This is a genomic window from Chryseobacterium fluminis (genome assembly GCF_026314945.1).
Classification (GTDB): domain Bacteria; phylum Bacteroidota; class Bacteroidia; order Flavobacteriales; family Weeksellaceae; genus Chryseobacterium; species Chryseobacterium fluminis.
This window is the reverse complement of the sequence record NZ_CP111121.1, coordinates 2,466,752-2,486,744: the sequence shown is the minus strand read 5'-3', so window position 1 is coordinate 2,486,744 and position 19,993 is coordinate 2,466,752. Positions and strand designations below refer to the sequence as shown.

General features: G+C 39.4%; 19 protein-coding genes. 8 read left to right on the top strand and 11 right to left on the bottom strand.

Features of this window, described 5'->3' with window-relative positions; translation table 11 throughout:
• Positions 1-144 precede the first annotated feature (144 nt).
• Positions 145-1,422 (top strand): alkaline phosphatase family protein, encoded by a 1,278-nt coding sequence (locus tag ODZ84_RS11340; protein WP_266177231.1) that lies wholly within the window; start codon positions 145-147, stop codon positions 1,420-1,422.
• Between the two features lie 108 nt (positions 1,423-1,530).
• Here the strand turns inward: ODZ84_RS11340 and ODZ84_RS11335 are convergent, their stop codons facing one another.
• Positions 1,531-2,415, bottom strand: a complete 885-nt coding sequence (locus ODZ84_RS11335) for an NAD(P)H-binding protein (RefSeq protein ID WP_266177230.1) — start codon at positions 2,413-2,415, stop codon at positions 1,531-1,533.
• A gap of 100 nt (positions 2,416-2,515) precedes the next feature.
• On the opposite strand from ODZ84_RS11335, the gene ODZ84_RS11330 reads away from it, so the two are divergent.
• Positions 2,516-2,881: a winged helix-turn-helix transcriptional regulator gene (locus ODZ84_RS11330; protein ID WP_266177229.1), complete on the top strand. Its 366-nt coding sequence runs from the start codon at positions 2,516-2,518 to the stop codon at positions 2,879-2,881.
• A 169-nt stretch (positions 2,882-3,050) separates the two neighbouring features.
• Here ODZ84_RS11330 and ODZ84_RS11325 read toward each other — a convergent pair whose 3' ends face one another.
• Positions 3,051-4,097 (bottom strand): NAD(P)-dependent alcohol dehydrogenase, encoded by a 1,047-nt coding sequence (locus ODZ84_RS11325; protein ID WP_266177228.1) that lies wholly within the window; start codon positions 4,095-4,097, stop codon positions 3,051-3,053.
• A gap of 259 nt (positions 4,098-4,356) precedes the next feature.
• Here ODZ84_RS11325 and ODZ84_RS11320 point away from each other — a divergent pair, with 259 nt between their 5' ends.
• Positions 4,357-5,262: a helix-turn-helix domain-containing protein gene (locus tag ODZ84_RS11320; protein WP_266177227.1), complete on the top strand. Its 906-nt coding sequence runs from the start codon at positions 4,357-4,359 to the stop codon at positions 5,260-5,262.
• A 134-nt stretch (positions 5,263-5,396) separates the two neighbouring features.
• Positions 5,397-6,725 (top strand): carboxylesterase family protein, encoded by a 1,329-nt coding sequence (locus ODZ84_RS11315; RefSeq protein WP_266177226.1) that lies wholly within the window; start codon positions 5,397-5,399, stop codon positions 6,723-6,725.
• 72 nt (positions 6,726-6,797) lie between these two features.
• Here the strand turns inward: ODZ84_RS11315 and ODZ84_RS11310 are convergent, their stop codons facing one another.
• The 5 genes from ODZ84_RS11310 to lpxK all read right to left on the bottom strand — a co-directional run bounded on the left by ODZ84_RS11310 (position 6,798) and on the right by lpxK (position 12,084).
• Entirely contained in the window at positions 6,798-8,270 is a 1,473-nt protein-coding gene (locus ODZ84_RS11310) for an alpha-amylase (RefSeq protein ID WP_266177225.1), read from the bottom strand.
• Between the two features lie 37 nt (positions 8,271-8,307).
• A complete protein-coding gene (gene dinB / locus ODZ84_RS11305) occupies positions 8,308-9,402 on the bottom strand; it encodes a DNA polymerase IV (RefSeq protein ID WP_266177223.1) in 1,095 nt (364 codons plus the stop codon).
• Positions 9,403-9,473: 71 nt separating this feature from the next.
• Entirely contained in the window at positions 9,474-9,989 is a 516-nt protein-coding gene (locus ODZ84_RS11300; RefSeq protein ID WP_266177221.1) for a TlpA family protein disulfide reductase, read from the bottom strand.
• Positions 9,990-10,259: 270 nt separating this feature from the next.
• Entirely contained in the window at positions 10,260-11,075 is an 816-nt protein-coding gene (locus ODZ84_RS11295; protein ID WP_266177219.1) for a purine-nucleoside phosphorylase, read from the bottom strand.
• Positions 11,059-12,084, bottom strand: a complete 1,026-nt coding sequence (lpxK, locus tag ODZ84_RS11290; protein WP_266177217.1) for a tetraacyldisaccharide 4'-kinase — start codon at positions 12,082-12,084, stop codon at positions 11,059-11,061. The genes ODZ84_RS11295 and lpxK overlap by 17 nt, the downstream gene beginning before the upstream one ends.
• 126 nt (positions 12,085-12,210) lie before the next feature.
• Here lpxK and truA point away from each other — a divergent pair, with 126 nt between their 5' ends.
• From truA to ODZ84_RS11270, 4 genes are all read left to right on the top strand, one after another.
• A complete protein-coding gene (gene truA, locus ODZ84_RS11285) occupies positions 12,211-12,948 on the top strand; it encodes a tRNA pseudouridine(38-40) synthase TruA (RefSeq protein WP_266177360.1) in 738 nt (245 codons plus the stop codon).
• 17 nt (positions 12,949-12,965) lie between these two features.
• Positions 12,966-13,304, top strand: a complete 339-nt coding sequence (locus ODZ84_RS11280) for a hypothetical protein (RefSeq protein ID WP_266177216.1) — start codon at positions 12,966-12,968, stop codon at positions 13,302-13,304.
• A 278-nt stretch (positions 13,305-13,582) separates the two neighbouring features.
• Positions 13,583-15,337, top strand: coding sequence for an ABC transporter ATP-binding protein (locus ODZ84_RS11275; RefSeq protein ID WP_266177215.1), 1,755 nt, complete (start codon positions 13,583-13,585; stop codon positions 15,335-15,337).
• Between the two features lie 327 nt (positions 15,338-15,664).
• Entirely contained in the window at positions 15,665-15,877 is a 213-nt protein-coding gene (locus ODZ84_RS11270; protein ID WP_266177213.1) for a hypothetical protein, read from the top strand.
• A 60-nt stretch (positions 15,878-15,937) separates the two neighbouring features.
• Here the strand turns inward: ODZ84_RS11270 and ODZ84_RS11265 are convergent, their stop codons facing one another.
• The 4 genes from ODZ84_RS11265 to ODZ84_RS11250 all read right to left on the bottom strand — a co-directional run bounded on the left by ODZ84_RS11265 (position 15,938) and on the right by ODZ84_RS11250 (position 19,642).
• Positions 15,938-17,230, bottom strand: coding sequence for an MFS transporter (locus tag ODZ84_RS11265; RefSeq protein WP_266177211.1), 1,293 nt, complete (start codon positions 17,228-17,230; stop codon positions 15,938-15,940).
• Positions 17,231-17,287: 57 nt separating this feature from the next.
• A complete protein-coding gene (locus ODZ84_RS11260) occupies positions 17,288-18,040 on the bottom strand; it encodes a DUF3575 domain-containing protein (RefSeq protein ID WP_266177209.1) in 753 nt (250 codons plus the stop codon).
• 261 nt (positions 18,041-18,301) lie between these two features.
• On the bottom strand, positions 18,302-18,892 hold the full coding sequence (locus tag ODZ84_RS11255; RefSeq protein WP_266177208.1) for a hypothetical protein: 591 nt from the start codon (positions 18,890-18,892) through the stop codon (positions 18,302-18,304).
• Positions 18,893-19,126: 234 nt separating this feature from the next.
• Positions 19,127-19,642 carry a hypothetical protein gene (locus ODZ84_RS11250; RefSeq protein ID WP_266177206.1) on the bottom strand — a complete coding sequence of 172 codons (516 nt, stop codon included), beginning with the start codon at positions 19,640-19,642 and terminating at the stop codon, positions 19,127-19,129.
• Positions 19,643-19,993 lie beyond the last annotated feature (351 nt).

The following is a 19,993-nucleotide window of genomic DNA, read 5'->3' as shown; positions in this document are numbered from 1 at the left end:
TTAACTTGATACTATTTTTATCCCTGAAGAGTCTGACTTTTCAGGGATTTTTATAGATATTAATTCTAAAGCGTTTTAATGTTTTTTTAACTCAGGAAACTTTCCAGTCAGGAGTATGGGTAGTAACTTTGCGAAAATTTTATAATGAAGCGAGGATTACAACTGTTAATGATGGTTTTTTCATTGACCGTTTTTGCCCAGAAAGGAATAGTAGATACGGCTCAGATTATTATCCCCAACCGGTATAATACTGCTGAAGCTCAGGCTAAACCTTATCTGATTATGATTTCTACAGATGGGTTCCGGTATGATTATGCTGAGAAATACAATGCGAAGAATCTTTTAAGATATTCAAGCCAGGGGGTTCGGGCAAAAGCAATGATTCCCGGGTATCCCAGTATCACATTCCCAAATCACTGGACTCTGATGACGGGTTTGTATCCTTCTCATCATGGGTTGATCGACAATTTTTTCTACGACTATAAGAGAAATGCCTCTTATGCAATGAATGACCGTAAAAATGCTGAAGACGGAAGCTGGTACGGCGGAATGCCATTATGGGGGCTGGCCGAAAATCAGGGGATGGTTTCCGCTTCACTGATGTGGGTAGGTTCTGCCAGTGATGCAGGCGGGAAGAGACCTACTTATTACTATCCTTATCATGAAAAGTTTTCACCATCAGAAAAAGTAGATAAAGTGATCGACTGGCTTAAACTGCCAATGGATCAGAGACCCCACTTTATTTCGTTGTATTTTCCGGAAGTTGACGGAAGCGGACATCATTTCGGACCGGATACCAAAGAAACAGAAGATGCTGTTCATCTGATTGATAAAGCAATAGGTGAGCTGGTACAAAAAGTAAATGATCTGGGATTGAAAAATGTAAGCTTTGTTTTTGTTTCAGACCACGGAATGATAAAAGTAGACAGCGGCGCTCCACTTGAAATTCCTGCCATTTTATCGGATAAAAACAGGTTTGATTATTATAACTCCCAGACATTATTAAGAGTATACGTCAAAAATCCGGAAGAAGTTAAAACGGTTTATAAAGAACTGAAAGCTGAGAAAACAGAAAACTATGAAGTTTATTTAGATAAAAAGTTACCGAAATACCTGCACTTCAGAACAAAAGATGACCGTTACAGCCGAATCGGACAGATTCTTTTAATTCCAAGAGCTCCAAAAATATTTTTAGAAAAGGGAAAAAAGACCTCCGTCGGAAAACATGGCTACAACCCAAAGCTTGTTCCGGAAATGAAAGCTACTTTCATGGCCTGGGGACCGGAATTTAAAACTAATCTTATAATTGACGAATTTCAGAATACCAATGTCTATCCTTTAATAGCTGAAATCTTAGGACTAAAAATCGACCAGCCGATTGATGGTAAACTAAAAGTACTGAAAGAAACATTAAAAAAATAAAAGAGATTCCCAAAGGAAGACTCTAAAGGTCGGATAACCCTTTTTAAATTGTAATTAATAATATTTTCGGCGAGCCAAAGGCTCGCCGAAAATATTTTATAGAGAACATTAAGCTTTAAATTTCTCTGCAAACTCTCTGGCAAACGCCTCCAATTTGGTTGCTCCGGTAACGGAAGAACCGTGATCAATAAAATCTTTCTGGACAATACCGGATCTTAAGCCTCGTCCCATTTCGGTATACAGCTCCGCAATTTCATTGGGCACTCCGGCCTGAAGCATTCCGTTCAGGGACTCTTCATCTTTAAACTCAACCCAGGGAAGCTCAGGTTTTCCGATAGCAGCTCCGAAAACCTTGGCAAGATCAGTAGCAGGACGGATATCACTAACGATATATCTTATATTTTTACCTTCAGAATTTTCGACCAGTGCTTCTGCGGCAGTCACGGCAATATCTTTTGGGTGTACCAGTGGAACATGAATATCTCCACCATAATTGGCTCCGAGAATGCCTGCGTTTTTAATTAAAGGAATATCGTTGAAAAAATTAATGTAAAAATAACCGGCTCTCAGGAAAGTAACCGAGGTATCTTCCAACGCATTGTAAAATTTTTCAATAAAATGAAGTCCTTTTATAGGACCGTTTTCTGCAGGAGACTCCACACCAGTACTGCTTAGCATCACTACTTTTTTTATAGCGGACTGCTTAACGGCTTCAGCATAATTTTTCCCTGCATTAATGGTGTTTTCGACAATGTCTTTAAACCCCATATTGGGAGGCGTCATTAAAAATGCTGCATCATTACCTTTAAAAGTTTCAGTTAAAAAATCTAGATCTGTAATGGACCCGATGGCCGCTTTCGCCCCTAAATTTTCTATTTCGTTTTTTTTAGATTCGCTGCTGCTGATTACGGTAATGTCGTGCCCTTCAGCAATTAATTGTTGAACAAGAGGTTTTGCTACGTTTCCTAATGAGCCTGTGATAACCATTTTCATAATAATTTATATTTTTTTGTTAGTATTTATTTTTTATTTCCTGATACAAAGGTATATTTGTACTTACTTTTATACAAGTACTCACCCTAAAGTAGGTATCATGACAGCCATTAAAGAAAGTTCAACCATTCAGCAGAATAAAAAATATGCACTGGATTCTTGTCCCGTAACGTACGTGATGGAAAAAATCGGGGGATTCTGGAAACCTATTATCCTGTACCATCTTTCAAATGGTGATAAGAGATACAGCGAATTAAAACGCGCCATTCCGGCAGTAACAGAAAAGATGCTGATTCAGCATTTAAAACAACTGGAATATGACGGATTGATCATAAGAACTGCAAAACCGGTCGTTCCGCCTCATGTCACGTATGAATTAAGTAATGCCGGAAAAGGATTGATTCCCGTTATTCATGCCATGGCGGAGTGGGCTTTTAAAGATAGGGATGGGGAGTATGGTGGTTAAATGTATAATGTACAATGTATAATGTATAATGTATTTTCCCTAAACCCTAAACCCTAAACCCTAAACCCTAAACCCTAAACCCTAAACCCTAAACCCTAAACCCTAAACTCTAGATCTTTAAACAAAAAAGCTCCCAAAAATGGGAGCCTGTGCATTAAAGGGTGAAAGTCTATAAAGACTGCATATCAATGACAAAACGGTATTTTACATCGCTTTTCAGCATTCTTTCATAAGCCTGGTTGATATCCTGCATTTTAATTAATTCAATATCGGAAACAATATTGTTTTTTCCACAGAAATCAAGCATTTCCTGGGTTTCGGCAATTCCTCCGATTACTGATCCTGCTACAGATTTTCTTCCCATAATCATGGGTGGTGTAAACAGAGCTTCTTCCATTTTACCGATAAAACCTACCAAAACATGAGTTCCGTTTATGCCCAAAGTAGCAACGTAAGGATTAATATCATGATCATAAGGAACTGTATCAATGATCAAGTCAAATTTACTGGTTACAGATTTCATTTGAGAGTCGTCGGTAGAAATGATCACATGATCTGCCCCTAATTTTTTCGCGTCCTCAGTTTTTCCCGGAGTTCTTGAAAATAAAGTTACTTCAGCGCCCAGACCTTTTGCCAGTTTAATGGCCATATGTCCTAAACCTCCCAGACCTACTACCGCAACTTTGGAATTCGCACCTACATTCCAATGTCTTAAAGGCGACCACGTCGTAATTCCTGCACAAAGAAGCGGTGCTACTGCTGCAAGATCCAGGTTTTCAGGTACGCTAAGTACAAACCCTTCATCTACCACTACTTTCTGGGAATAGCCCCCGAAAGTATGACCTCCCAAATGCTTGTCCTGGCCGTTATAGGTTCCTGTAAATCCATTTTCGCAGTACTGTTCCAGATCATGTTTACAGCTGTCGCAGTGTCCGCACGAATCTACCATACAGCCGACTGCAGCCAGGTCTCCGATTTTAAATTTTGAAACCTCGCTTCCTACATTGGTGATTCTTCCGACAATTTCGTGTCCCGGAACAACAGGATACATAGATCCGCCCCAGTCATTTCTTGCCGTATGAAGATCCGAGTGACAAACACCACAATACAGAATTTCTATTTCTATATCTTTAGGTGTTACTGTTCTTCTTTCAATATTAATTTCCGCTAAATCCGCAGTCTTGGATTCTGCTCCGTAAGCTTTTACTGTGCTCATATAATTTATAATTAAGTGTTAATTACTTCTGGTTTATCAAGTGTTATTGATGAATGAATTTCTTTTAAGATCAATCTTTTATGGAATTTACGACTAAATTCAGTTCCATAGAATTAAAAATTGTATTACGGGTACAAAAATCGAAACTTTCGCCTGAACTCAACTTATATAAATTACAGAAAAACGTACCAATTTTACAGACCCATCAGGAAGTGAACTCAGAAAGTGGTAATTTTGAATATCATTAAAATTCTACGTCATGGAAAATCAGGTAGTTGAAATTTATAACAGTGTCTCAGAATACAATAAAATGGCGAATCAGGAGACCCTGCATCCGTTGGTAAGCGTGATCGATTTTTCAAAATCTGACCCCATTTGTCAGCATTTGAGAACCTTTGGTTTTTATACCGTCTTCCTGAAGGATGTCATGTGCGGAGATATGCTGTACGGCAAACACAGCTATGATTACCAGGAAGGAACTTTGGTGTTCATTGCGCCGGGACAGACGTATGGCATTTATAATAAAGATAAATTTGTGCAGCCGGCAGGTTTTGCTTTAATTTTCCATGCTGATTTATTAAAAGGAACCAATCTGGGTAAAAATATTAAAGACTATAACTTCTTTTCGTACGATGTTCACGAAGCACTGCATCTTTCGGAAAAAGAAAGGGAAATTATTCTTGAATGTTTTAAAAATATAAAACATGAACTCTCCCAAGCGATCGATAAACACAGTAAATCATTAATTGTTAATAATATTGAATTGTTTTTAAATTACTGCATGCGCTTTTACGACCGCCAGTTTATTACGAGAGATCATGTCAATCAGGGCGTTATCGGGAAATTTGAAAATCTTTTGAATGAGTATCTGAAATCTGATAAGCCTAAAAACATGGGTTTCCCGATGGTGAATTATTTTGCAGAACAGCTTCATCTTTCCGCTAATTATTTCGGTGATATCATTAAAAAGGAAATGGGGATCTCCGCACAGGAATTTATCCACAACAAATTAATAGAGATCGCCAAAGAGCAGATTTTTGATGATACTAAAAAATCAATCAGTGAAATATCCTATGATCTGGGATTTAAATATCCACAACACTTTACCAGACTGTTCAAAAGTAAAGTCGGAGTGTCCCCGACTGAATATAAAGCCTTGAACTAATCAGTAAAATAATAAAACCGGAAAGCCAGCTCCTTAATGAACGGTTTAAAATAAAGAGATGTTAATCTCCAGGACAATTGTGTTGATCAGAACAAAAAATTCATACATTTAAGATGAAAAATAATTTTGTTTGAATGACCGCACAGCAGACTATAGGAACCCATACTTTTGATACCCGGTTCGGAAAAATTTTAGCTTTAAAAGATAATGGAGTGATCAAAGCTAAAAGCATTCGCTATGCCCGATCCGAAAGATATAAATTACCGGTCTTATTAGATACTGCAGAATCATACGGGATCGCCGTTAAAACTCCGGTTTGTCCCCAACATATCAGTCCTCTGCTGGAAAGATTAATCGGAAAAACTGATATTGAAAATTTTCAGCCTGATGAATCTTCGCAATTTCTGACGATTACGCGCCCCGAAGTTTTTGATGAAGGTGAAAAGCTACCTGTTGTTATCTGGATTCATGGAGGATCATATGAAGTAGGTTGTGGTGACCTTCCTACATCCGATCCTTCGGTTTGGGTAAAAGAACAAAATATCATTGTCGTGGCAGTTTCTTATCGGCTGGGACTTTTCGGTTTTTTAGGCGGAAATGATCACAGGCCGGCCAATCTTGGATTATTTGATATGATCGCGGCTCTCCAGTGGATCAGGAAATACATTGCCGATTTTGGCGGTGATCCCGGGAATATAACTCTTTTCGGACAATCTTCGGGAGGTGATGCCATTGCTCATTTAATGATCTCTGAAGGGGTTGAAGATCTTTTTCATAGGGTGATCATCCAGAGTGCTCCTTTGGGTTTTCGCCTGAAAAGGCAAAGAATGTCTTCAGGATTTTTTAATAAGACCCAATTTTTAAACGGTGAATCTGATGTACTGAAAATGGTGGAAGCTTATCAGCCGTTTCTGCCTTCTGCGTTGAAATTCGGATTGAAGGCATCCATGCCTTTTTGTACCCAGTACGGATATCCACCGTTGTGCAGGGAGGAAGAAAGCCTGGATAAATGGAAGAAAAATGCAAAAAAATATGATGTATTAATCGGTTCCAATTACGACGAAACGGCATTCTATGTTAAAACAGCGGAAAGAGGTCTGTACACGTATCTGCATGAAAAAATACTCAATAAGATCGTCCGTAAAACAACCGCGTTTATTTACGAAAAACCCGCACAGATTTTTGCCCGGAATTATAAAGATGGTGGTGGAAATATCTATCACTACAGAATATCTTCCAGCTTAAAGAACAACTACACCGGAGCTTCCCACTGTCTGGATCTGCCCCTGATTTTTGAAAATGAGGAAGCCTGGAAGTCTTCAGGATTACTGAAAAACGTCCTGTGGGAATATATTCAGGAAAACGGGAAAAAACTGAGAGCAGTCTGGGCGGAATTTGCCAGAAGCGGCAAAATAGCAGACGATTCAGAAAAACCGGAAATTCTGGAACTTCAAAAAATCTGATTTGAGGAAATATAGAGATCAAAATAGTTTGTCAGTCCGGTAGAGACTGACAAACTGTTATTTATTATAATATTATTCAGCGACCCAAACGCTTACGTTACCTGCCGGAGCGGGGAAATTTCCCCAGCCGTTGTCATCGATCGTTACTTTTTCTTCAGATCTTTTCAATAAGTCATAAAAGGTTTTCCCAATATAGTGTTCACCCATTTCCATTGGCTTTTCATAAGCATCTTTATTACTCAGCACCACAGCACAACCAGAGTGGTTATCGTCTCCTGAACGGGTCCAGCCAATACAGTTGGCATCTTCAAAATAATCTTTCTGTTCGCCGTAAGCGTGATTTTTCCTCGCTTGGAGAAGTTCTTCGATTCCGTCTACTTTATTTAAGAATATTTCCTGGTCATTGCCCTCTCTGTCTTTATCTACATAATGAGCACCGTACAGATCTGGATAAAATACACAGGGATAGCCATTTTCTCTTAGCAGAATCAAGGCATAAGCCAATGGTTTAAACCACTCTTCAACCGGAGCTTCCAGATCCTGTAGAGGCTGTGTATCGTGATTGTCGACCAGGCTTACCGAATGCAGCGGATCTGACTGAGTAAGTGTTTCATCAAAAATTCTTCGTAAATCGTAAGAATCTCCTTCATGGGAAGCCGTATGAAAATTGTTGTGAAGCGAACTGTCGAAAAGACTCATGCAGCCTTCAGTTGCTTCAATATATTTCTGCAGTAAATTTAATTGCCCCGGTGCCCAGTATTCTCCGACAGCGAAAATATTCTTTCCGGAGTTGGAACGCAGTAAAGTGAGCCATTCCTTATAAAAATCAAATGAAATATGCTTTAAAGCATCCAGTCTTACACCGTCAAAATCGGTCTGTTCGAAATACCATTTTGCCCAGTTATTCAGCTCTTCCCGTACGAAAGGATTTCTGTGTTCCACATCGTTGAACATGAGATAATCATAATTTCCCTTCTCATCATCGATCATTTCTTCCCACTCGGTTCCATACTCATTTTTAATTTTATAAATATGAGAATCCTTTCCTTCAGCGTAATCAACACCACTGAAGCAGGTAAAATTCCATTCAAAATCTGAATATTTCTTTCCCCGTCCGGGAAATGTAAATTTGGTATACGATTGTATTTCTATCTCATTGGAAATTATTTTTTCTCTGTTTTCTTCGTCAACTTTTACCGCTTTAAAAGTCTCCAGTTCGTCACCTCCGGCTTTGTGACCCAAAACAATATCAACAATAATCTGGATGTTTTTTTCTTTTAAAGTTTTAATGGCATTTATATAATCCTCCTTCGTTCCGTATTTTGTAGAAATGCTTCCTTTCTGGTCGAATTCTCCGAGATCAAATAAATCGTATGCATCGTAGCCGATAGAGTTTTCGCCGTCTGTTCCTTTGTAGGCGGGTGGAAACCAAACCGATGTAATGCCGAGTTCGGATAAATAGTCTGCCTGTTCCGCTGAGTGTTTCCACAGTTTTCCCTGGCCTTCGGAATACCAATGGAAAAATTGAATCATTGTCTGGTTCATAGTAAAAAGTAAAATTTGGTGTATACAATATAATGAATTAATCTTCAAATTCCTCAAACCGGATTTTCAACTGAACAGAAATCTGTTTTTTTTCTTCAGTATTGAGGTGAGACAGAGACAATCCCAATAATCGTACCGCTTTATCGAACGGGCGGAGTTCCCAAAGCTTTTTTCCCATTTTAAAATACTGATCTGGAGATGAAAAATATTCTTCCTTGGTCATACTTCTGGTAAATAAAGAAAAATCTTTGTATTTGATTTTCAGAGTTAAGGTTCGGCCTGAAATATTGTTTTTCTGTAAACGGTTGTGAAGCTCTTCACTTAAATTTTCCAGTTTTTCATTGATTTGCTGTTCGTCAAAAAGATCTTCCAGGAAGGTTCTTTCTACCGCAACACTTTTCTGGATACGATGAGGTTTTACCTCTGAAGTATGAATTCCCCGAACCACATTATAATAGTACGCGCCCGATTTCCCGAACATTCTGGTAAGATCCTCAATAGACCGCTTCTTTAGATCTTTTCCTTTATAGATCCCTAAACTGAACATTTTGTTAGCCGTGACTTTACCCACACCGTAAAATTTTTCGACAGGCAATTCCTCGAGAAATCCTTCCATTTTTTCGGGATGAATCGTCTTCTGACCATTGGGCTTATTGATATCTGAGGCTACCTTGGCCAGAAACTTATTGACCGAAATGCCGGCAGACGCCGTAAGTCCCGTTTCTTCAAAAATTTTCTGGCGGATCTCTTTAGCAATCTGATTGGCCGATTCTATTCCCTTTTTGTTTTCAGTAACATCCAGATAGGCTTCATCTAAGGAAAGCGGTTCCACCAGATCTGTATATTCATAGAAAATTTCTCTGATTTTTCTCGAAATCTCTTTATAACGGGGGAATCTGGGTGAAACAAAAATCAGATGGGGGCACTTTTCTTTGGCGGTTTTGCTGGGCATGGCCGACCGTACACCGAATTTTCTGGCCTCATAACTCGCCGCAGCAACAACACCCCGGTGTCCGCCACCCACAGCAATAGGTTTTCCCCTTAAAACAGGATTGTCATACTGCTCCACGGAAGCATAAAATGCATCCATATCGACATGAATTATTTTGCGGATGGGAAAAGAAGAATCCATACCGCAAAGATATGGATTCCTGTATTTTTATTGTTGATAATTTAAAGTTTGAACTTTTAGCAGAATATTAATTACTTTAAAAGTTGATCAATGGTTGTTTGTATTTCCGGATCTTCCGGCGTAATAGCGTAGTATTTTGCAATCGCAGATTTCTGATCAATCACCATATATCTTGGAATCCAGTTAAGATCCACATAATTATTAAAATCATTTTTCCAGCCCGAAGCAAACCAATAGTTTTCCTTGTCTTTCATTTCAAATTTCTCCAGACTTCTGTTAAAACCTTCTTTGGAACGGTCTAGTGAAAGGAATATGAAATCAATATTTTTATTATTTTCCTCCAGTTCTTTTGCTTTTGGAAGCGCTTTCAGACAGTCCCTGCACCATCCGGCCCAAAAATCAATTACCAGAACTTTTCCTTTATGCTGATCCAGAATCTGCTGTACCGTGATGCTTTTTCCTTCTTCATCTTCCAGTTTCTGGTTTAAGGCCTCCTTGGAAAAACCTGTTTTAAGAACTGCCGGAACCTCTTGCGAATAGCTTATTCCGAAAATTCCTATCCATAATAAGACGAATAACTTTCTCATATTTTCAATTTCATTTTATGCAAATCTAAACAATGATATGCAATTGCAGATTGATTTTTAAGGATTAATAAAAATGGATGAGATTGAAGATGTCTATTGCTTACAAGAATTCGGTTACAAATTCGCCAAGACCAGGCAACGGCCTGACTTAGCATAATATCTCTCTGTGATGCTTTTGCCGAGATTTATAGTTAAAGATAATTGATAAATTTTAACAGCAAAAAATAAAGCGTTAACTCACTGCTAAGGCTTCAGGTAAATTTGCAAAGCTTACCGGTAATTTTTTACCAGACCCTTCACGATTGTAATTACGTTCGGCATCGCCTTATTCGCCGCATTCAGAACTTCTTCATGAGATACGGAAAAGGCAATATCCGGACCTCCCAGATCCGTAATGACAGAAAGTGCAAAAGTATCCATTCCCATATGTTTAGCTACAATAACTTCAGGGACTGTGCTCATGCCGACCATATCCCCGCCAATGGCTTTGATCATTCCATACTCTGCAGGGGTTTCAAAAGTAGGACCCTGCAGAGCAACATAGGTGCCCTGTTGAAATTTAATGTTGTTTTCCGAAGCCGCCTGCTCAGCAACAGAAATCATTTTCCGGCTGTAAGGCTCGCTCATATCAACAAAACGGGGACCGAAAGAATCGATGTTTTTACCACGAAGCGGATGTTCGGGCATCATATTGATATGATCTTTCAGGATGACAATATCCGCAACCTTGTAATCGGGATTAACGCCACCCGAAGCATTGGATAAAATAAGATTTTTAATTCCTAATAAATGAAAAAACCTGATCGGGTAAATAACGGTTTCTATAGAATGTCCTTCATAATAATGAAAACGGCCACTCATCATCAGGACCTTTCTGCCTTCCAGAATTCCATAGATTAATCTTCCGCTATGTCCCACCACTGTAGTCTGAGGGAAATGTGGAATTTCAGAATATTCTAAAGTATGAAGGGCTTTGACCTCATCCTGCAGTTTTCCTAATCCCGATCCCAGGACAATCGCAAAATCAGGCGTTTCCTTAATGATGTTTCTTATGAAATCTGCAGTCTGCTTAATTTTTTCTAACATAATCCAAGATAATTTGGTTGAATTCTTCCTTTCTGTCAATGATTACATTAATAGGCCAGTAGTAAACAATATCCCTAAGATAGTCAAAAGTTTTAAGACGGACGTAGTCTTTTTCTGTTGTTAAGATTAATTTATATTCGCCCAGTTTTTTATATTCGGCGATGATTTTTTTAATATCATCATCCGTAAAATTATGGTGATCCCTGAATTTCAGATGTGTTACTCTTTGGGAGAACCTGGCCAGATGGGTGAGTAGAGGCTTAGGATTGGCGATTCCCGTAATCAAGAGAATATCATAATAGTTCAGATTGTTATCCGGAAGCATTTTTTCTCTTCCGTATACATTTTCGTCATATCCGATGGATGAAAAGAATACTTTCTGAGTCCGGTCCGGTCTGATTCTCGAAATATAATATTGTTTGGTCTCCTCCGTCAGTTCATCAGGACATTTGCTGACCATGATGATATCAGCTCTTTTCGATCCGGCTCTTGATTCCCTAAGATCTCCTCCCGGAAGAAGGTGATCTTTAAAATAAGGATCGTTAAAGTCTGTCATCAGAATATTGAATCCGGGATTTATAGCCCGGTGTTGCATCGCGTCATCCAATACCAGCACATCCAGGTCCATATCCTCAATTACTTTTTTGGCCCCCGGAACCCTGTCTTCAGAAACGGCAATGACAAAGCGGTTTTTGAAACGTTCAAACAGCTGCATGGCTTCATCACCCACCACCTTATAATTACTTTCATAATTGGTCACGGCATATCCTTTTGTGAGTCTTCCATAGCCGCGTGAGAGAACGCCCGTTCTGTAGTATTTAGACAGATACTGAGCCAGGTACATGACCATTGGCGATTTTCCGCTTCCGCCCACAGATAGATTGCCGACACAGATTATCGGAGTTTTGAATTTCGTTGATTTAAAAATTCCCAGATCATACATTGTGTTTCGGATACCCGTCACCATATGATACCCGAGGGAAAAAGGATAGAGGTACCATCTTTTCATACATTTGCAAAAATAGGAAATTTCGTATGGATTTCACCCAATAAAGTAGCGGGTTTTCAACATTTATTTAAAAATTCAATTGCTGATTATCATTAAATTAAAGTACTTTTGCAGCGTTATTTTATTATATTGAGGTATTTTATTGAATTCTCCTACAACGGTAAAAAGTATTTCGGCTATCAGATCCAGCCTAATGCTGTTTCCGTGCAGGAAGAACTGGAAAGAGCACTTTCCACGATTTTAAGAGAGAAAATAAAAACAACAGGAGCCGGAAGAACAGATACCGGCGTTCATGCGAAAAAAATGTTTGCCCATTTTGATACTGAAAAAATACTGGATCAGGATTTTAGCCGCAGACTGAACAGTTTCCTTCCTGCTGATATTTCCATTAAGAGAATTTTTCCGGTGAAAGATGATTTTCATGCGCGTTTTGATGCAACTTTCAGAACGTATGAATATTATATCTCGCTGGAAAAAAATCCTTTTACGGAAAAGTCGGCATGGCAGCACTGGAGAAGATCACTGGATGTTAACAGGATGAACGAAGCCTGTAAGATTTTATTCGAATACGAGGATTTTACAAGTTTTGCCAAGCTGCATACCGATAACAAAACCAATCTCTGTAAAATGTACAGGGCAGAGTGGGAGCAAGACGGCAGCGAACTGAAATTCACGGTCTCAGCCAATCGCTTTTTAAGAAATATGGTCAGGGCGATTGTAGGTACGATGGTAGACATAGGTGCGGGAAAACTGCAGCCTGAAGATCTGCGGACGGTCATAGAAGATAAGCACCGTAATTCTGCGGGGACTTCAGCACCGGCACACGGTTTGTACCTGGTAGACGTAGGATATGAGTTTAGTTGAATAAAACAAGTAATAAAATGATGTCAGTCTTTATTCTGATTGGTGCCTACGGGCACTACACAGAACTTGCAGAACGATTTGGGAAAACAAAGTGGCTGCTGGGTCTGCTGGCTATTGGGATCTACCTGGGATTCCAGATCGCATTTCTTTACTGCTACGGAATCTATCAGGAGAGTACCAACGCCAATAACGAAATTAATTATACCGGTTTTTCTGTGGTTAATATCGTAAGCTGGTTATTTGCCATCGGTGCTGTGTATGGGTTTTATAAAGTCCTGGAAAACAGATTTCAGAAGGAAGCCTTAAGAAAACTTTTCCTGAATATTGAAGAGATGAAAAACAGGGAAGAAAGATAATGTGGTGGACTGATGTTTCAAAGCCACCGTTTTAATTACCAACATAAACACAGCCATGATGACCCGAAATACCATGCGCAAAAAGCCGGAAACAGCTTCTCAAAGAAAAAATAACGGGAAAACGGGCGCGGTGACAGACCGGGATAGAAATCATCTACACCGTAAATAATTTTAATCTTAATTTTTCATCAGGAATTCGCAAAGTTGTAAAGGCTGAGAAATTAGAAAGTCTTATTTTTGCATAGAATTTTATTTTAATTCTTTCTTCAACTCGTACAATGAAAAAACAAGATACCTGGGGGATTATTAGGAGGCTGTTCTTTATCGGGATGAAATTCCGTTCTTGGTTCATCTTTACGCTGATCATTTCCATCATACTCTCAATCGTTTCCACCTATAGACCTTATCTCACGATGGAAGTGGTGGACAACGATATTACCAAACTGCAGGACAAGGCTTTAATGATGAAACACATCTACATTTTGGTAGGACTGGTGTTTGCAGAAACCTTTTTAAACTTTTTCCTGGTGTATTTCTCCAATTTTATCTCTCAGAATGTAATCAGAGATATCAGGGAAAGGCTTTATGCTAAACTTATTTATTTTAAAACTTCTTTTTTTGATAAAACCCCTATCGGGCAGCTTGTAACGAGGGCGGTAGGAGATGTCGAGACTATTGCTACGGTTTATACAGACGGCTTCCTGATGGTTTTCGGAGATATTCTGAGAATTATATTCGTCCTGATCATGATGTTCAATACCGATGTTCACCTGAGCTACATCACATTGGCGATTCTGCCTTTGATGGTTATGATCACGAGGTTTTTCCAGAAAAGACTGAAAAAGGCATTTGGTGATGAAAGAAACTGGACGTCTACACAGAACTCTTTTGTTCAGGAGAGACTTGCCGGGATGCCGATCATTCAGGTGTTCAACAGACAGGGAGCTGAGTTTAAAAAATTCGATGACATTAATATCACTTTGAAAGGAGCATTATTAAGAACCGTTTTTATTTTCTCACTGTTCTTTCCGGTGGTAGAATTAATTTCTTCCCTCTTCATCGGGTTTATCCTTTTTTATGGCGGCTATATCACCATCAGTGCGGGAGTCGTGATTGCGTTTATACAGTATATTTCAATGCTGATCCGTCCGTTGCGGCAGATTGCAGACCGGTTTAACAATATCCAGAGAGGTATTGTAGGGGCAGAAAGGGTGTTGGGTTTAATGGATGAGGAAAATTCGATGCCGAATACAGGAACAGTGCAGAAAGATCATTTTGACGGTAAGATTGAATTTAAAAATGTTCATTTTGCCTACGATGAAAAACAGGAGGTCCTGAAGGGAATCGATTTTACGGTAAATCCCGGAGAAACGGTGGCTATTGTAGGTGCTACCGGAGCCGGAAAATCCACGATTATCAGTCTCATCACCCGGCTGTATGACATTAATTCCGGAAATATTCTGATTGATGATGTAGACCTTAAAGACTATGAGCTGTATAATTTAAGAAGCCATATCGGAGTTGTGCTGCAGGATGTTTTCCTGTTCCACGGAAGTATTTTCGAAAATCTTGCATTTGGAGATGAATCCGTTACTTTAGAAAAAATAAAAGCGGGAGCGAAGGAAATTGAAGTGGACCAGTTTATCGAGCAGCTTCCGGGAGGGTACGATTATGTGGTGAGTGAAAGAGGGTCATCGATTTCTCTCGGCCAAAGACAGCTATTGTCATTTTTGAGAGCCTATTTATCAGATCCTAAGATTTTAATTTTAGACGAAGCCACTTCTTCCATTGATCATGAAAGTGAAAAACTGATCCAGAGCGCTACAGAAAAAATTACAAAGAACAGAACGTCCATTATCATTGCACACCGGCTTTCAACCATTGAAAAGGCAGACAAGATCATTGTAATGGAACATGGAAAAATTGTGGAAGAAGGAAAACATCTGGAACTTCTTGATAAAAACGGATATTATGCGACCTTGTACAAAGCGCAGTTGAGACATGAAGTTGAAATCGACGAAAAGGAAAGTTAAAACTTACATAACGAAGATCTAAAGAAGAGGGCCGGAATACACGGCTCTCTTTTTTATACAATTTACCCGTGAATATCTCAAAAATGCCTTGGGTAAAAGGTTTCAGGATGTTTGTTTAAATTTTTTATACATATTAAATCTAAACAAGCAGCGGAAATTTTACGAAATAGTCGACATAATATAAAATAAACTACAAAAATGCTAACATAATGTGGGATTAGTACCAATAAATTTACTAACTTTAATGTGAATTTCGACATCACCCCTATAAATTGGTAGGGTGTTTGATATAAAAAAGTAATTTTAACCCTAAATCCAAAAATATAAATGAATAATATTAATGATGAATTCCACAGTTTTAAGGAGGAATTGAAAAAATTAAATATCGAAGTACAGAAAGTGGTAAAAGTAGGTAACGGAAGTATGGATTTCCACGAGGTTTTCTATAAATCTCCGAGGTACGAAGAGGTGAAGAGCGTATATGTACAGCGGCATAATCTGGATAATATCATTGAAAAGTTTAAGCAGGCTTATCATTAAAAATAAACATCGGGGCGGCTCAGATTTATCTGAGCCGCCCCGATGTTATAGCCGGATATATTAATCTCTGTCCAGTGCAGAATTTTTTTTCGTGTCTTTCATAGTTGCATATACGATGAAAGAGAAGAAAATACACGCTGTAATATACCAGTAGAAATAATGTTCTACCTGTGCCTGCTTGAACCAAAGAGCGATATACTCTGCTGTTCCGCCAAAGACGGCGACCGTTAATGCGTACGGAAGTCCTACTCCCAAGGCTCTTACTTCTGATGGAAAAAGCTCTGCCTTTACAACGGCATTGATGGAGGTATACCCACTCACGATAATTAATGCAGACATAATTAAAAAGAAAGCACCCCACATCGAGGTTGTGGTACTTAAAGCATTTAAAAGGGGATAGGTGAAAACAGTTCCCAGTATTCCGAAACTTAATAATAAAGGCCTTCTCCCGATTTTATCTGATAAAGCACCGAAAACGGGCTGCAGGCAAGCGAATATGAATAATGAAATAAAAGAAATGAGTGTAGATTCTTCTTTGGTAAGATGAACCGTGTTCACGAGGAATTTCTGCATATAAGTAGTATACGTATAAAAGGCCAGTGTACCACCAAGCGTTAATCCCACCACAGTAATGAGCGCTTTCGGATGTTTCAAAAGTTCTTTTACAGATCCTTTTTTATTCACATCAGCCTGCTTTTTGTTTTCAAAGGCTTCAGTTTCATGAAGATTGGCCCGTAAATACAGGGCGATCACAGAAAGCAGGGCCCCGATGACAAAAGGAATTCTCCAGCCCCAGTCTTCCAGCTGGGTTTCCGATAATAACAGTTTCTGCAAAATCAGCTGAATACCCAATGCGATCAGCTGTCCGCCAATAAGGGTTACATATTGAAAACTCGAATAAAATCCTCTCCTTTCGCTTGTCGCCATTTCGCTGAGGTACGTTGCGGAAACACCATATTCACCGCCTACGCTTAATCCCTGTAAAAGACGGGCTACCAATAAGAGAAGGGGAGCCAGGACGCCTATTGTTTTATACGTTGGGGTTAAGGCGATTAATAATGACCCGAATGACATCAGGAGAACAGAGAGGGTCATCGCCTTTTTTCTTCCCACTCTGTCGGCAATACTTCCGAAAAGCCATCCTCCGAAAGGCCGCATAAGAAACCCTACCGCAAAAATTCCTGCCGTATTTAATAATTGTGCCGTAAGATCCGAGTCCGGAAAAAAAGAATTGGAAAAATAAATGGCAAAGGCAGCATAGGCATACCAGTCATACCATTCTACCAGGTTTCCTATAGATCCGCCTACGATCGCTTTAATTCTCTGGGCCGTGGTGATTTGTGGTGAATTCATAAGGGAAAGATATTTATTTTTCCCCTACCTGTCAAAATGTTTCCCTATATTTTTATCCTAGAACCGATAGCCTATGGATAATCCGCTCCTGAAGCCTAGCCACGGGCCGTCCACTTTTACTACGGCACCATTGGCATTGGTCTCTACAGTATAGTCGACAACAGGAATGTCGAGATTTTCTATTTCCTGTTTCAGCTGAGCCTGCATATCGGGAGTAAGGACAACGTCACTGGTCATTCTGAACTCGCCCTTACCGCTGCCGTAATGCGCGCCTGCAATCCAGAAATCGAGGACAAGATTCTGGCTTCGGGTAAGGAAAAACTGGGCACCCACCATCAGTCCGCCGCTGTTTCCGCGGGTATCTCCGTGGCCCTGCAACGGAATCTGATAAGTAGTTCCGCTGAAATTATAATCGTAATAAAAATCGAATGTATTGGAAGTAACTTTGGAATACCGGTAATACGGTGCAAAATAAAATCCTTTCCCATAACCCTGCCCAATATATACACGGGGCTCGATGGTGAAATTAAACATTTTAACTTCAAGATTCTGAAATCTTTTCTCATCTTCATCACTTAAAAATGAATTCATAAAGGGGACTTTTCCTTCAGGCATGGTGCCGAATCCCACATTCACAGACAGCCATCTGTTGAATGACCTTTCGTACGTTAAGTTGATATTCCGGAATGCGTACGCGGTGACATTGGTTTTAATGATATTGAGTTTTTCCGCAGGAACAGTACTGACCTCCTGGGCACCGGCTTCCGTTAAAAGAAGTGCGCAAAATACCAGAGTGAGATGCTTTTTCATAATCGTATATTTTCATTAATATAAAGTGATGGATAGGGAGGCAACAGCAAAAAACGGGCAAAGATGAAAAAAACACACTGTTTTGTGAAAAAAATAAATTTATATTTATTAATTATCTGCTAAGTGTTTATAATTTTAATACAACACCCTGCTGGGACATCAGATTTCCAACGTCTTTACCATTTCTTCCGTTTCCCGCTGCGACCCGGTGGAATGTCCGTTTTACTCCTTCACATATACCACAGGCAGGTTATAGAGGAATTAGTTTACTTTTTGAATACTGAAACCCTGAGCTTGCAGATATTCATCAAGATCAACATCGAACGGAACATCATACCCGTTATTTAAATCATACATTCCACCTCCGCTATCTGAAGATTCTAAAAATCCCAGCATTTTAGATTGTGTTTTTTCTTTCGCATGTCTCCAGCAGTTCATTAAAAAATCACATTCCAGACCGAACTGGTTTTCCCAGTAGTGCGCATAATCCAACTGATCCTCTTCATCCAGATAAGCAGAATAATCAATACCGTTTTCGTCCAGAACTGTTTTACACAATTCCTGAACATCAGCAGGAGAGTAGTCTTCCAAGGCATATTCTTTTAAATGCAGCTCTGCGATACCTGTGGTTTTATCAGGAGAATAATATCCGTAATGAGGCATCGCAAATAAAAAGCTTAACGGACTTGAGGCATAATAATATAAGCTGATCACTTCAATTTTCTGATCATCCTCTCTGAACTTATATTTCGAATTCATCACCCCGGCCAAAAAATCGGTCACCACCTTTTCCCTTGGGAAAAGGAAGGTATTTCTGAAGGCTTCATCTATTTTCTGTTCTATTTTCTTCATATCCTATTTCTTTATCACCGTAAAAATAAGAAAACCGCAGACTATTTCCGGAATTTTAGTAAACTGCTGCCGCACGATTCTATCACCCGCTGCCGCACGATTGTATCGTGTGGCTTACAGAAAAAAAAATAAAATTGTTTTAAGAATATCTGAGTATATTATTAAAACCACACGAAAGGATTCGTGCGGTAGCGTCGTGGGTAGCGGGTAAGGATTTGTGCGGTAGCGGGATTTTTATTTCCTGCTTCTCCGTTCAAGAATAAGGTGGGCGGCATCCAGCATTTTGGTCAGGTGAATGTACGGGCTCACGATATTTTTTTCCGGGACACTGTCGTAGACGCCGAGGGAGGAATAGATCATTCCGCTCATAAAATAGTCAAATTCCCGGACGCTGTATTCTGAAAATGCTTTCTTAAAGACCAACAGGGGATTCCGGTATTCCTTCTCTGAAAGTGAGCCGAGAAGCAGTGGGGTAGCATTTTCTTTCTTGTCATCGGCTTCCCATTTGTTTTCCTTAAGCGTGATGCGGTAGCCTGCCCGCACCAGCGATTTCATAGACTGGCGAAAATGAAAAAGGTCAGAGGGTTCTTCTTTGATCCAGCTGTTCTTTTTTACTGCATAATTGACAATATTGTTTAATCTGTTTTTAGAATTGGTTAGGTCATGGAACTGGAAATAAGTCTCCATCTGCTGTAGGGCAGAGTGCTTTTTGCCCGCTGCCGAAAATTGGGGGGTTCTGGTTTTTTTCATAGGTCTGCATTTTTTTATCATTAATAGATTTTAGTTTTTTCTGGCCCGAAAGCCGCAATGGATTGTACACTCCACCGTAACCTGTCATGATACTTATGGGATAAAGCAGGCTTAGAAAAAATAATTGTAGAAAGGCAGAACAGCATGAAATAAAAAACGGCATGGGACTCTACAATATCCGACTTGAGGTACTGGTATACCGTGCAACAGATAAGGAGAACCCACGCCTAGGTCGTGAGCTTCCTGCTTATCTTCTCGTTGCTTTTAAATTACCAGTTTTCAAGTCGAGATTCTAAGCAATAGCTTCTATATTTCTTTGAAGTATCGCAAAATTACATCTTCAGATATAAT